16 protein-coding genes are annotated in these 12,758 nt (G+C 32.0%); 12 read left to right on the top strand and 4 right to left on the bottom strand.

Going from position 1 to position 12,758, the window contains the following annotated elements:
- The first annotated feature begins 29 nt into the window (after positions 1-29).
- From panC to radA, 5 genes are all read left to right on the top strand, one after another.
- Positions 30-878: a pantoate--beta-alanine ligase gene (gene panC / locus FOF46_RS26850; RefSeq protein WP_143918615.1), complete on the top strand. Its 849-nt coding sequence runs from the start codon at positions 30-32 to the stop codon at positions 876-878.
- Between the two features lie 20 nt (positions 879-898).
- Positions 899-1,249, top strand: coding sequence for an aspartate 1-decarboxylase (panD, locus tag FOF46_RS26845; protein ID WP_109435029.1), 351 nt, complete (start codon positions 899-901; stop codon positions 1,247-1,249).
- 3 nt (positions 1,250-1,252) lie between these two features.
- Positions 1,253-2,218 (top strand): lysylphosphatidylglycerol synthase transmembrane domain-containing protein, encoded by a 966-nt coding sequence (locus FOF46_RS26840; protein WP_143918614.1) that lies wholly within the window; start codon positions 1,253-1,255, stop codon positions 2,216-2,218.
- A 50-nt stretch (positions 2,219-2,268) separates the two neighbouring features.
- The gene (locus FOF46_RS26835; RefSeq protein ID WP_143918613.1) at positions 2,269-3,414 is read left to right on the top strand and encodes an alpha/beta hydrolase; all 1,146 of its coding nucleotides are present in this window, start codon (positions 2,269-2,271) and stop codon (positions 3,412-3,414) included.
- 103 nt (positions 3,415-3,517) lie between these two features.
- Complete coding sequence (gene radA, locus FOF46_RS26830) at positions 3,518-4,885, top strand: DNA repair protein RadA (RefSeq protein ID WP_109435026.1); 1,368 nt, start codon at positions 3,518-3,520, stop codon at positions 4,883-4,885.
- On the opposite strand, the gene FOF46_RS26825 is transcribed toward radA, so the two are convergent.
- Positions 4,882-5,913: an aldo/keto reductase gene (locus tag FOF46_RS26825; RefSeq protein ID WP_143918612.1), complete on the bottom strand. Its 1,032-nt coding sequence runs from the start codon at positions 5,911-5,913 to the stop codon at positions 4,882-4,884. The genes radA and FOF46_RS26825 overlap by 4 nt on opposite strands.
- A 345-nt stretch (positions 5,914-6,258) precedes the next feature.
- On the opposite strand from FOF46_RS26825, the gene FOF46_RS26820 reads away from it, so the two are divergent.
- A complete protein-coding gene (locus tag FOF46_RS26820) occupies positions 6,259-6,576 on the top strand; it encodes a hypothetical protein (protein ID WP_143918611.1) in 318 nt (105 codons plus the stop codon).
- Between the two features lie 509 nt (positions 6,577-7,085).
- Here the strand turns inward: FOF46_RS26820 and FOF46_RS26815 are convergent.
- Together FOF46_RS26815 and FOF46_RS26810 are read right to left on the bottom strand one after the other, a co-directional pair.
- Positions 7,086-7,799, bottom strand: coding sequence for a DUF434 domain-containing protein (locus tag FOF46_RS26815; RefSeq protein ID WP_109435022.1), 714 nt, complete (start codon positions 7,797-7,799; stop codon positions 7,086-7,088).
- 62 nt (positions 7,800-7,861) lie between these two features.
- A complete protein-coding gene (locus tag FOF46_RS26810; RefSeq protein WP_208746822.1) occupies positions 7,862-8,158 on the bottom strand; it encodes a phage repressor protein in 297 nt (98 codons plus the stop codon).
- A 1,498-nt stretch (positions 8,159-9,656) separates the two neighbouring features.
- Between FOF46_RS26810 and FOF46_RS31790 the strand changes: the two genes are divergently transcribed.
- From FOF46_RS31790 to FOF46_RS26800, 3 genes are read left to right on the top strand one after another with little or no spacing between them, the layout of a single operon-like run.
- On the top strand, positions 9,657-9,812 hold the full coding sequence (locus FOF46_RS31790; RefSeq protein WP_167571961.1) for a hypothetical protein: 156 nt from the start codon (positions 9,657-9,659) through the stop codon (positions 9,810-9,812).
- Complete coding sequence (locus tag FOF46_RS26805) at positions 9,778-10,575, top strand: hypothetical protein (RefSeq protein WP_143918609.1); 798 nt, start codon at positions 9,778-9,780, stop codon at positions 10,573-10,575. The genes FOF46_RS31790 and FOF46_RS26805 overlap by 35 nt, the downstream gene beginning before the upstream one ends.
- The gene (locus FOF46_RS26800; protein ID WP_143918608.1) at positions 10,572-10,811 is read left to right on the top strand and encodes a hypothetical protein; all 240 of its coding nucleotides are present in this window, start codon (positions 10,572-10,574) and stop codon (positions 10,809-10,811) included. Before FOF46_RS26805 ends, FOF46_RS26800 begins: the two co-directional genes overlap by 4 nt.
- Here FOF46_RS26800 and FOF46_RS26795 read toward each other — a convergent pair whose 3' ends face one another.
- Positions 10,812-11,216, bottom strand: a complete 405-nt coding sequence (locus FOF46_RS26795) for a helix-turn-helix domain-containing protein (RefSeq protein WP_143918607.1) — start codon at positions 11,214-11,216, stop codon at positions 10,812-10,814.
- Positions 11,217-11,341: 125 nt separating this feature from the next.
- Between FOF46_RS26795 and FOF46_RS26790 the strand changes: the two genes are divergently transcribed.
- The 3 genes from FOF46_RS26790 to FOF46_RS26780 all read left to right on the top strand — a co-directional run bounded on the left by FOF46_RS26790 (position 11,342) and on the right by FOF46_RS26780 (position 12,615).
- Positions 11,342-11,566 carry a hypothetical protein gene (locus tag FOF46_RS26790; protein WP_143918606.1) on the top strand — a complete coding sequence of 75 codons (225 nt, stop codon included), beginning with the start codon at positions 11,342-11,344 and terminating at the stop codon, positions 11,564-11,566.
- Positions 11,567-11,646: 80 nt separating this feature from the next.
- Entirely contained in the window at positions 11,647-11,907 is a 261-nt protein-coding gene (locus tag FOF46_RS26785) for a hypothetical protein (protein WP_143918605.1), read from the top strand.
- A 234-nt stretch (positions 11,908-12,141) separates the two neighbouring features.
- Positions 12,142-12,615: a hypothetical protein gene (locus tag FOF46_RS26780; RefSeq protein WP_143918604.1), complete on the top strand. Its 474-nt coding sequence runs from the start codon at positions 12,142-12,144 to the stop codon at positions 12,613-12,615.
- Positions 12,616-12,758 lie beyond the last annotated feature (143 nt).

The following is a 12,758-nucleotide window of genomic DNA, read 5'->3' as shown; positions in this document are numbered from 1 at the left end:
ATTTTTGCACGCCTTTAAGTTATACAACAATGCGGGTTCACAAAAAAAGACTAGATATACTAACCGATGTTGCAGCTTTTAATAAGCAGAAGAAAACCATTGGTTTTGTCCCTACTATGGGAGCATTACACAAAGGGCATCTTGCCCTGATAGAGAGAGCTCTCGAAGAAAATCAAAAAGTAATAGTTAGTATTTTTGTTAACCCTACACAGTTTAACACCTCTGAAGATTTAGTTAATTATCCCAGGACTTTGGATGAGGACATTAAACTTTTATCAGTTCTTTCTGAAGAAATAATTGTATTTGCTCCAACACCAAAAGAGGTCTATGGGGACGAAATGTTATCTATTAAATATGATTTTAAAGGATTGGAGCATGAAATGGAGGGCAAATTTAGACCTGGACATTTTGATGGAGTCGGAACAGTGTTAAAGCATTTTTTTAATATTATAACTCCGAACAAAGCATATTTTGGAGAAAAAGATTTTCAGCAACTACAGATTGTCAAAAAGTTAGTTGAAATTGAAAAAATGTCAGTGCAAATTATTGGATGCCCTATTTATAGGGAAGAAAGTGGATTAGCTCTGAGTTCCCGAAATAAGAGGTTAAACCAAAGACAACTCGATATATCTCCATTGATTTATTCTACTCTAAAACAAGTAAAAAAGGAGTTTGGCACAAAAAGTGTTTCCTATCTAAACAAATGGGTATCAGATCAATTCAAAAACAATAGTGAACTACAATTGGAATATTTCGAAATTGCTAAGGTATCTGATCTAAAATCCATAAAGCGAAAACAAAAAGACACAAAATACAGAGCTTTTATAGCTGTATTCGCAGGAGAAATAAGACTCATTGATAACATTGCCCTAAATTAAAAAATAACTAACTTTGTAACATGTTTGTACACGTAGTAAAATCAAAAATTCATCGCGTTAAAGTGACTGGCGCTGACCTCAATTACATCGGTAGTATAACTATTGATGAAGATCTAATGGATGCTGCTAATATTATTGAAGGAGAAAAAGTGCAGATCGTAAATAATAACAATGGTGAGCGTTTGGAAACATATGCTATTCCAGGCCCTAGAAATAGTGGTGAAATCACGCTGAATGGTGCTGCTGCACGAAAAGTAGCAAAAGGAGATGTCCTCATATTAATTACCTATGCTATGATGGATATTGAAGATGCTAAAAACTTCAAGCCGCAATTACTTTTTCCGAATGAGGAAAATAATTTATTAAAGTAAATAGTGAATCCTAAACTTATAAAGTTTCTTAAAATTATACTCCCATTAGCATTGGGAGTTTTTTTAATTTGGTATTCTATCTCTTCTGCTACACCTGAAGAAAGACAAAAAACACTTCAATATATTACTCAAGCTGATCCAAAATGGATTCTTTTATCCCTTATCATGGGAATTACATCTCATCTTTCAAGAGCGTATCGATGGAAATTTTTATTAGAACCTTTAGGATTCTCAATAAAAACATCAAACAGCTTTATGGCTGTTATGATAGGATATCTTGCAAATTTAGGAATTCCTAGATCTGGTGAAATTCTTCGTGGAGGTACTATTTCTACTTATGAAAATATCCCATTCAAGAAATCTTTTGGTACTATAATTTCTGAAAGAGTGATCGATTTGATTATGCTATTATTAATTATAGGAATCACATTACTTTTTCAATCAGAACATTTATTATCCTATTTAGAAGAAAAAATTGCAAGTCCATTCATTACTCTTGCTATTTTATTAGGTTTATTAATTGTTGGCATCGTTTTCCTTAGAATGATAAAAACTTCAGAAAACCCTTTACTAATTAAGCTGCGTAGTTTTGGTTATGGTCTTTTAGAAGGCATAAAAACAATATCAAAAATGAAGCAGAAAGGGGCTTTTGTATTTCATACATTTCTTATTTGGACACTTTATCTAGCCATGTTTTATGTGATTAAATTTACCGTCCCCGAAACAGCTTCATTAACAATCGGTCCTATATTAGCAACCTTTGTTGTTGGATCGTTGGCTATGTCTACTACTAATGGAGGTATTGGCGCATTTCCATTAGCAATTGCAGCAATTTTAATGCTTTTTGATATAGAAAAACCTGCCGGAGAAGCCTTTGGTTGGATATTATGGGGGTCTCAGACCGCAATAAATATAATTATCGGAGCGTTATCCTTTTTATTTCTCCCCATTTTAAACAGAGAGAAATAAGGAAATAATTTATATATTGTCCCTTGCTTAACCGTAATCTTAACATACTTATGAAAAAAAGTGTAACTCTTATTATAGCTTTTGTTTTTGTCGCTTCCAGTTATGGACAGGTAATTTATGAGTCTTTCAGATCAATAAAACTAGATCAAAGTAGAGAGTTAAAAATTCAACTTCCTCGTAATTACAAAAAAAATGAAGATAAAATATATCCTTTGATTATTGTATTGGACGGGGATTATCTATTTGAACCCGTTGCAGGTAATGTAGATTATTTTTCTTATTGGGAAGACATGCCCGAATCGATAGTAGTTGGTGTTAATCAAAGAAAGACTAGAGAAGACGATTGTAGGTATGATACTGCAGAGTTTCTACCAGAACTTAAAGGGGCAGAATTCTTTGAATTTATAGGTCAAGAACTTGTGCCTTATATCAATCAAAACTACCGTACCGCACAATTAAAAATAATTGTTGGCCATGATTATACAGCCAATTTCATTAATTATTTTCTATTTAAAGACAATCCTATTTTTCAAGGGTATATTTGTATAAGTCCAGAATTAGCTCCACCAATGGGTGAACGAATTAACAATACACTTTCTACAGCTGCGGATATCTGGTATTACCTTGCCACTGCAACCAATGATGCAGATAACATCAAACAAAGTGTAGTAGCTTTGGATGAACAATTATCTACGATAGAGAACCCTGAAATGAGTTATACATTTGATAATTTTGATGAATCCTCTCATTATACATTGGTAGGAAGAGCAATTCCAAAAGCTCTAGAAGGAATTTTTGAAATGTATCGTCCGATAAGCAAAAAAACGTATAAAGAAGTGCTCCTTACTTTAGAGTCCTCTCCTTATGATTATTTGGTAGACATATATAGAACTACAGAAAAGTTATATGGTATCAAACGAAAAATAAGAATAAACGATTTTATTGCCGTATCAACAGCTATAGAAAAAAATGAGAATTGGTCAGAATTAGAACCTCTAGGTAAATTAGCGATAAAAGAACACTCTGATTTGATGTTAGGACATTATTATCTAGGTATGTTTTATGAGCAAACAGGAGAGCCTAAAAAAGCAATGAGAGCATACGAAAGTGGTTTTCAGCTTGCAGAAGTTGCTTTTTTAACCAAAGATTATATGCTGGATAAAGTAAACAAAATCAAAGAAGATTTTGGTTGGTAAACTTTACCTCATACTAAGAATAAAAAGATCCTGTTTTCAGGGTCTTTTTTGTTTATAAGGTTATCAAAATAATAGTACTTTTACATTCTTATTGATCTTTTTTATGGCCAAAATCAAAACTGTTTTTTTCTGTCAGAACTGTGGAGCACAATATGCCAAATGGCAAGGACAATGTACATCATGTAAACAATGGAATACTATTGCCGAAGAAGTAGTTCAAAAAGCATCTGCAAGCGACTGGAAAAGTGCTAGTACTACTCCAAAGACAACCAAAATAGCTAAACCTTTAAGGATTTCAGAAATTAACACAAGTCAGGAAGCTCGTTATAACACTGATGACAGTGAACTTAATCGGGTACTTGGCGGAGGATTAGTTCCTGGTTCTTTAACATTATTAGGTGGCGAACCTGGAATAGGAAAAAGTACACTTTTATTACAAATCAGCCTTAAACTACCATATAAGACTCTATATGTATCAGGAGAAGAAAGTCAGCAGCAGATAAAAATGCGAGCAGAACGTATAACTTCAAAAACAGATAACTGCCTAATTCTTACTGAAACCAAAACTCAAAATATATTCAGGCAAATTGAAGAAACACAACCTGATATTGTGATTATAGATTCTATACAGACATTACATAGTGATTATATAGAAAGTAGTGCGGGAAGTATTTCACAGATAAGAGAATGCACTACAGAATTGATCAAGTTTGCTAAAGAAACTGCTACACCGGTATTACTAATCGGTCATATTACAAAAGACGGAAATATTGCAGGACCCAAAATACTGGAGCATATGGTAGATACTGTATTGCAATTTGAAGGGGATCGGAATCATGTGTATCGTATCCTAAGGGCTCTAAAAAACCGTTTTGGATCTACTTCAGAACTTGGTATATACGAAATGTTAGGAAGCGGGTTACGAGAAGTCTCTAACCCCAGTGAAATTCTAATTTCAAAAAAAGACGAAGAATTAAGTGGTACTGCTATAGCTTCTACAGTAGAAGGTATGCGACCTCTTATGATAGAAATACAAGCTTTGGTTAGCACAGCCGTATACGGCACACCTCAGCGCAGTGCAACAGGATATAATCTAAAACGTCTTAATATGATCCTGGCAGTCCTGGAAAAGCGAGCCGGTTTTAGATTAGGTGCAAAAGATGTATTCTTAAATATCACAGGAGGTATCTCAGTAGATGATCCTGCAATAGATCTTGCGGTTGTCGCCGCGATATTATCTTCTAGCGAAGATATCTCTATCGCCAAAGATTTTTGCTTTGCAGCAGAAGTTGGACTAGCAGGAGAAATACGCCCCGTAACCAAAGTTGAACAACGTATACAAGAAGCAGAGAAACTAGGTTTCTCTACTATTTTCGTATCCAAATACAATAAAATATCCTTACAAAACACTCAAATTCAAATTCAGATGGTTACCAAAATTGAAGATGTGGTTGAGTATTTGTTCGCTTAAGGTGCTGGATTAGGAGTATTCTCGTGTACAGCTTCAATTTCTTTTAGGACTGCATCAGAAAGCGTAAGATCAATACTACCAATATTTTCTTTTAACTGGTTCAAAGAAGTTGCTCCAATAATATTACTAGTGACAAATGGACGATCATTCACAAAGGCCAACGCCATTTGAGTTAGACTTAAACCATGTTGCTTTGCTATTTCATTATATGCACGAGTTGCTTTATAACTATTCTCATTCATATAACGATTATAATTAGGAAATAGATCTACTCTGGAGTTTTTAGGAATTTCTTCTAAATATTTTCCTGTAAGCATTCCAAAACCCAATGGAGAATATGGTAAATGTCCAATGTTTTCTCGATGAAGTGCTTCAGTCAGACCAATTTCGTCTTTTCGGTTTAATAAATTATAAGGATTCTGAACCGTAATTATTTTTGGCAGCCCTTTTCGAGCTTCTTCAACATAACGCATCACACCATAAGCGGTTTCATTTGAAATTCCAATCTGTCTTATTTTTCCTTCCTTAATAAAATCTTGAAGAAAACTTAGTATTTCTGCAAAATTATCATTCCATTGTTCTGAAGTATCATGTATATACCCTTTTACACCAAAGAAATTAGTATTTCGTTCTGGCCAATGTAATTGATATAAATCGATGTAATCTGTCTGTAATCTCTGAAGACTCTTATGTATTGCATCCTCTAATTCTACTTTTATAAACCCACCAGTTCTAATATGTTTTGCAAAATCACTTGGTCCGACAATTTTAGATGCAATAACAACATCATCTCGTTTGGCTCTTTTATTTAACCAAGTTCCGATAATTTTTTCTGTACTTCCTTGAGTCTCTTTTTTGGCTGGTACAGAATATAATTCTGCTGTGTCAATAAAATTAACCCCTTGGTCGATTGCGTAATCTAATTGTTGATGCCCTTCAATTTCTGTATTTTGTTCTCCCCAGGTCATACTACCCAGACATATTTTACTTACGTTGATGTCTGTTCCTGGTAATGTGGTGTATCTCATCTATTTATTTTGCTGTTTTTAGTGATCAGATGTACTTTTTTGACAATTTCACTCTGTGATAGTCGTTCTAGTTGATTATTGCTTTCAAAAGTAGAAACTCTTCTATTAAACTAATGTAAAAATTATCATAATAAATCAGTCAACCATAGATTTCGTCAATATCCTTTCGCTTTTTAAATGTGAAATATATCTACATACAATAGGGGTTTCATCAACAATTACTATACTTCTAAAAAAACCAACTTACCTTTAAACACTTAACAAACAGCTCTTTGTGTTTTAGTTTGTCTTATGGAATGATTATTTCTAAATATACTATAATGTATAATTAAATGAATTGAATAGATGAAAAAGATACCTATGATCGCCTTATTATGTGCTATTGTATTTTCGATGCAAAACGTTTCTGCACAACAATCTCAAGAAGTTCTTCCTCTTGATCCAAATGAAGTAGTAGAAGTTCAGGATAACTACCAACCTCTTAAAGTTGACAAGCTTTCTGAAATTATTAAAGCTGCCGTAGAAAAGGATTTTCCCGGAGCTAGTATTGCAGAAGCATATACCGATAAAATTGGAAACTACAAATTAGTTTTAGCCATGGGTAATGATTCTAAAACTGTGTATACGAATGCCAGGGGAGAATGGTTTGATCCAGAAAAATAAGGTTATCACTGACTGCACCTTATTTTAACCAGAAAAAGAGCTTCTAGACAGAAGCTCTTTTTTTTTGCTATACATCTAAAAAATAGATAGTAAACCTTAAGACAAGCCTTAATCCTCAATCTAAAGTTCTGGATATAGAACCAGATCCCACTCTACAGTGGGATAAGTTCAACTTACTATTTTGAATTTTCCGCCACTGCGGATTTTCAAAACAGAGTTTCACATAATTGAAACGGAAGCGACTACCCCTTGCCGCATCCGTTTCACACAACTAACCAACCTAAAATTAATTCCTCCAACATCCATCAAATTTCTTTTAGGAATAAACTTCTATATGCTTTATTCTATACCTTAATGTTACATTCCTCCCTTTTATTTTACTTCTTTTGATTTCTGATTCCAATTTTGACTTCTAGATTAAAACATATTATTGTTTATTGGTTTACTCAAAAATACAGGAGATCTCTATTTTATGAAATACAGATTGAGGGAAAGCTTAGTTTGACGTATTATTCTGCTAATACAATATTTGCTTTCTGTATATAATGATCAATTAGGTAAGCAGCAAGATTAGTATTTTTTTGTGCTCTGTCCAGTATCCAAGCATCAGAACTCACCACAATATGTTTTGAATTTGCCAATTCTTTATCTGGATTATTAACCAAATCTATTGTCCAGGGAAAATGGTAGTGTTCTGCTAATTCTCGAAGTGTTGTTTTTAGTTTTCCGCTATTAGAAACCGGTGCATCAAAATACCAATGTACTAAATTGACTCCTAGCTTATGAAGTGTATTTCCTATGATTAGAATCGCTTCTTCTGTTTTTTGGACTCGTTTGTATGTCCCATGAACGCTAGATACATCTCGATAATATCCATCAAGACCTTTAAAAATGTATGCTCCAGACAAAGCACTTTCGAGAATAATTAATAGATTAAATCCGTCTATTGCTATGGTTTGTCCTTTTAACATTTTTGGCAGTATCATACGTTCTTTGCGAATCGCGATTTGCTGCTCACTACAACTCATACCATGCAAAGCCTTTTGCTGTCTGGCATTAAGTTTATAGCGATTTCCTACCAATTGTACAGATGATTTTTCTGCAAAGCCACGAGAAAGGAGGTACAGCATATCTTTTGCTGCTTCTTTTAATTTTTTCTGCATTGACATCACCCCAAACAGGCGATCATCGCTGGCTTCTCTTCCTCTATTGCGGGTAGTCATTTAAATTTACTTTGATAAAACGGTAATGTATATAAACAAAAAAAGCGCTCTTAGCGCTACTCTTATGATGTTGGTAATATTTCTATTACTTTACCATAAACATTTTTGGTCCACCCATTAAGGCGTCCTCGGTTATTACCGATTAGTAATCCTCGTTTTGCATTTTTTCCTTTGACTAAATGCGTAAAACAGTTACCTCTTACTTTACAAAAAACAATATCTCCTGCTTCACAATCTTCCCAGTTTACGGGTTCAAGAACAACAGGTTGTTTTGATTTTAGAATGGGTAACATAGAATTACCGGGTTCTTTGGAGACAACCGTCTCTCCATTCAATAGTTTTTGAATTTTCCAATTCATCATACATAGTTTTAAAAATTAAACTTCAATGTCAATCGAATTTCTAATTGACATAATTCAAGAACTATGGAGTATGGTATTACAAAGAACGTGTACTATTTGTACGGTGTAAAAGTAAACATTTAATTTGAATTTGGCAGAACCAGTCTTTTTTTGGCATATACACATGGTTTTGCAAAATATTATATCAACACTATTTATACTTGTCATCCCAGACTTGATCTGGGATCTGCTTTGGAGCACTTTATTATGGATTCCGGTCTACACCGGAATGACAGGTCTACGATTCATAGTATAAATTCAGCATCAAATTATAGGTTTCAGCCTTTAGTTTATCTAGGCACTTCGACTACGCTCAGTGCACAGCACTGTTAAAAAGCTGGAATGACGGCATAAAAATAGACCTGTCAGGTTTTTAAAACCTATAAGTATTCATTATAAACAACTTATAAATATTTGTTTTTCAAATAGTTATGTTTTTATCATTTTTAAAAGGTTAAACATAGGTGAAACAAAAGTCATTTTTCTCTGGAGTCTACCTATATGGAGTTCTTTAAAAACATCAATAAGATAGTTAATTTTTTCATCTTTCTAAACCGTTTATCAAAAACAACCTTTATTGATTTCTATCTGACAACTCTATAATAAGTTGTTTTTGATAAACTAAATTCATTGTAAACATGTTCCCTATTCTCACCAGGGTTAACTTTTAAATACGCTCTGATCTCTATTGCTTTTTGTACAGATTCATTTTTTGGTAGTTTTTATTTTTTTGATCACTTAACCATTTCTCTCTGGCAAGATATCTGGGGAGCGTATTTATTTCATATTTGGTAACCATGTGTTTCAAAACCATAAGTATCTTTACAATCATCTTTCATAGTAATATCTTCTTTAATATACAATGTACTAAAAATATAAGACTGATAACTTACTCAGACTGTAATTAAACATCTTGTATAATCCACTGTTCGCCATAATGATTAGAAGACCTGAGTTGGTTTCTAACATCTTCATTGGCTAATTCTTATAGTTATTCAATTGGTATATTAGGATCTATATTATTATATCAATAGTAATTTTTAAAAATCGTTTTACACTAATCCTTTTCTTATAGAAAACTACATAGTAAACAAGTAATCAAATTATCTCTTTTATAGACGTTTTTTATTTTTTATATAGAGTGAAAAAACATCCCATTTTTCTCCAAATGTGTTATTTACCACAAATCCTTCTTCCTTCTTTATCTCATAAACCTAGTGACTTTAGGAACTAACAAAGGAATTACGGAAATCCGTAAGCTACTGTTTTATCACTAAGCAATTTCTTTCAAAAGTGCGGTAAAACCGTAATGATTTTTAGATTTTATATCTTAATTTTACCTCTCAAATATTGTTAAATAAGCTATACTTTAATTTGATGCAAATTGTAATAAAATCATATTAGTAAACCATGACTAAATTCTATATTTAAGATAATTAATCTTAAATATTTAGTTATGAAAGTTGTTTGTTATTTTTTAATTATTGTTTGTATTTCTGCCGGATTCGTTAGTTGTGAAGCAGAATCTGTAGAAAATGAAATTTCAAATCTGGAGATAGTTCAAATAGATAAAGAAGATGCAGGAGCAATTGGAGATCGAGACGGGGATTGAAAAGAATAAAGTAAGATCATTATTATTTTCTATTGGAATCATAATTTTTGTAGGGATAACATTTACGATTCCCTTTTTACAGGTGTTTTTCCCCGTGAAAAGTAAATCTGTAATTAATGCAATGGAAGCATATGATAAAATAGACAATACTAAACTGGAAGCGGAAGAGAAACTAAAATCTTTTGTCTATGATTATCAATCTAACAAGATAAATGGTCAGGAATTTAAAACAGAAATTGATAAATACATACCTCTGATTCAAAATTTGGAGTACAAATCAGAGGTTTTGTTTTCTGATTTACAAAAAGCAAAAGCAAATGATAAAGTTTTTGGTTTTAGAACATCAAAAGTGTTTTTTGCTAATTTAGGAATGCCTGTTGTTTCTGTTTTTTTAGGCTTTTTTCTTATATTTCTTTTTTACAAAGAACAAGATTTCTTTTTTAGAAAAATTATTTTAGCATTTGGCTTTGTTGGAATTATTACAGGCTTGTTTTATGTTATTTGGGTGTTTTACCCTAAAGGAGATTTGCCTGAAACTACTTATATAATAATGCAGTTGTTTTTTGCCATTTTAGGAGCATTAGTGGCATTCATAATAGGAAAATATTTCTTCGCTTTATCCCAAATAAATCTAAAACTAAAAATTCAAGATTTATTAAGCTTTATCACGAATGATGTGAAAAGGAAATATATTAGTAAACAAGACCGTTCAGAGTTTATTAATGATTATTTAGGAGAGATCGAAAAATTATCTAAGAAATGAGGAAGTATCAGGATGGGAAAAATATCTTAAAAAAAGATGCTGTAGGCTTGTCTTTTGTAAAGAAAAAACTTAAACAAGAAATTGATAGAGATATTGAAGAGTGTTTAAAGAAACAACAAAAAGAAATAGATCAGATTGTAGACGATTTATACCATATTGTTAAATCTAAATTCAAATCAATTCCAGACTTCCAAATCTTTGTTTTGAAAAATATTGAACTAAAATCAGTTTCTTAATCAATTTAACCCTTTAAAATTCTTTACGAGCTTTAGAACCTCAGCAGTTGCATTCTTTTCAATAATGTTAGAGAAAACCTTTATTTTCATAAGTTCATCTTCATGATTAGCGCAAAATAATGCCAACTCTTCCAAATCTCGAAAGTGAAGCTCTTTATCAATTCTCTTCCTTTTTACCTCTTTCATTTTTTCGTTATCCAAAAACATTTCTCCAATATCCCTAAGTAACCACAATGGATTAATTTCGTCAAATGTTTCAAGTATGCCATGGGTAATTTTATCTCCAGCATTTCTCTTATCTTTTATAATATCACTTATAGTCTGAGCAGAAACCTTGATCTTAAAAGCAAATTCTTTCTGATTAAGACCATAGTAATCCATTATTTGTTTGATTTTTTCTTTCATTTACAAGATTTTAGCTTAAAAAAATTAAACTTTTGCTTATTAATAAGCTATAATTTTATTATATTTGTCTGAATCTAACAAAGATATGAAGTATATCAATACTTCAATAGAAAGGAATTAAATAAGTGGAAATTTCCACAGTTAAAATTAAATTAAATATTTTGAGACCTAAAGGCAGAAAAAAAGTAGAAGCCTGGTTAATTAAAAACAAAAAAGTTCTAAAAGTTCTCTCTTTAGAGCGGGAACTTGGTATCCAAAGAGGCTCTATTCAAAAGTTTTTAAAATATGACCGCAAATTAGATGATTCCATAATTAAAGCATTAGAGGAATATATAAAAGGAATGTGTTAAGTAGTTTAAAGACCAGTATTACATAGCTCCCAATGGAAATAGATGTGATACAAAACTTCATTAAACCCTAGACCAATATCATGAAAAACTGGTACTATAATAAACATCATAAAAAGTTTATTTGTCATATCGTACAATATCTTCATATGGATATAGAAGATTTTGAAGAACGCTTGGAACAAGGTGGTTGTTATGAACAAACAATTAATGCTTGGATGTTAAAATTGTACAATAAAGGAGTTACTTCTGAAGATGCAATTCAAATCATTTATCGAGCTAGAATTTTTATGATCACAAGAAATAAAATACACCTTAATTCAATTGAGAATTCTAGGTATTGAAGATACTGTCATTAATCAATTATGTATAGGAAAACAAATTTCAAGTTGAGTTTTGTATAGCTCCCAGAAGATATCAGGTACTTCATTTAAATTAAATATACACCCCAATGTAATGAGGTACCATGATGTCTTTGCTAAAATGACACATACAAAATACTCTACTCCAGGTAACATTTTTATTTTTTAAGACATACATAGTATCAACCATCAACAAATAACGAACAACCAATACATATGATCACCTATCAGGAAAAAATAGTACAACATATTATCAGGCAATTTGATGGGATGTCCAAAATAGAAGTATATGACATCTTACAAAAAATTGAGACTTTACTATTTGAGCATGAATCCCCATTAGAATTCAAAGCAATAGAAAAAACACTAGAAAAACAGTCCATAAAAAACATACTGCCTTTAGGCAGCAGTGCATATTGTTATTTAGTAGATCATAGCCCGTATCTCGATCTATATAAAATCAAATCATTAATTCCTGACTTTTTAGGAGGGGAGAAACTGTATTTTACCATTCCGGGACAATACGAGTTTATTCATTATGACAACAAAAATATCGAAGAAACTTTTTCTAATATGCACATGGGGTCTGCAGTATCAAATTTTTTAAAATATAATCATGCAAAAAAACGAAACCCTAAAACCAAACGGTTCTTGCTATTGGAGTTGTTTGACAAGATTGACCCAGGATAATTTTGCGTACTACCCCCCCGATTTCAAATCTACAATGTTTAATTCGCCCCTTCTTACTTATGTCTATTGGCAATCACATTTTAAAACTCAATTAGTATCTAACCCTTTTATTCACAAGCTATGAATGCTGCACTAAAACAAAT

Origin of the sequence: Aquimarina algiphila (assembly GCF_007489275.1) — a bacterium.
Classification (GTDB): Bacteria; Bacteroidota; Bacteroidia; order Flavobacteriales; family Flavobacteriaceae; genus Aquimarina; species Aquimarina algiphila.
The sequence above is the reverse complement of the archived record's forward strand: the minus strand, read 5'-3'. Positions and strand labels throughout refer to the sequence as shown.

Bases quoted from the DNA above. Each gene is read 5' to 3' on its own strand.
- panC (WP_143918615.1), top strand. From the start codon at position 30: ATGCGGGTTCACAAAAAAAGACTAGATATACTAACCGATGTTGCAGCT.
- panD (WP_109435029.1), top strand. From the start codon at position 899: ATGTTTGTACACGTAGTAAAATCAAAAATTCATCGCGTTAAAGTGACT.
- FOF46_RS26835 (WP_143918613.1), top strand. From the start codon at position 2,269: ATGAAAAAAAGTGTAACTCTTATTATAGCTTTTGTTTTTGTCGCTTCC.
- radA (WP_109435026.1), top strand. From the start codon at position 3,518: ATGGCCAAAATCAAAACTGTTTTTTTCTGTCAGAACTGTGGAGCACAA.
- FOF46_RS26825 (WP_143918612.1), bottom strand. From the start codon at position 5,913: ATGAGATACACCACATTACCAGGAACAGACATCAACGTAAGTAAAATA.
- FOF46_RS26820 (WP_143918611.1), top strand. From the start codon at position 6,259: ATGAAAAAGATACCTATGATCGCCTTATTATGTGCTATTGTATTTTCG.
- FOF46_RS26815 (WP_109435022.1), bottom strand. From the start codon at position 7,799: ATGACTACCCGCAATAGAGGAAGAGAAGCCAGCGATGATCGCCTGTTT.
- FOF46_RS26810 (WP_208746822.1), bottom strand. From the start codon at position 8,158: ATGAATTGGAAAATTCAAAAACTATTGAATGGAGAGACGGTTGTCTCC.
- FOF46_RS31790 (WP_167571961.1), top strand. From the start codon at position 9,657: ATGAAAGTTGTTTGTTATTTTTTAATTATTGTTTGTATTTCTGCCGGA.
- FOF46_RS26805 (WP_143918609.1), top strand. From the start codon at position 9,778: ATGCAGGAGCAATTGGAGATCGAGACGGGGATTGAAAAGAATAAAGTA.
- FOF46_RS26800 (WP_143918608.1), top strand. From the start codon at position 10,572: ATGAGGAAGTATCAGGATGGGAAAAATATCTTAAAAAAAGATGCTGTA.
- FOF46_RS26795 (WP_143918607.1), bottom strand. From the start codon at position 11,216: ATGAAAGAAAAAATCAAACAAATAATGGATTACTATGGTCTTAATCAG.
- FOF46_RS26785 (WP_143918605.1), top strand. From the start codon at position 11,647: ATGAAAAACTGGTACTATAATAAACATCATAAAAAGTTTATTTGTCAT.
- FOF46_RS26780 (WP_143918604.1), top strand. From the start codon at position 12,142: ATGATCACCTATCAGGAAAAAATAGTACAACATATTATCAGGCAATTT.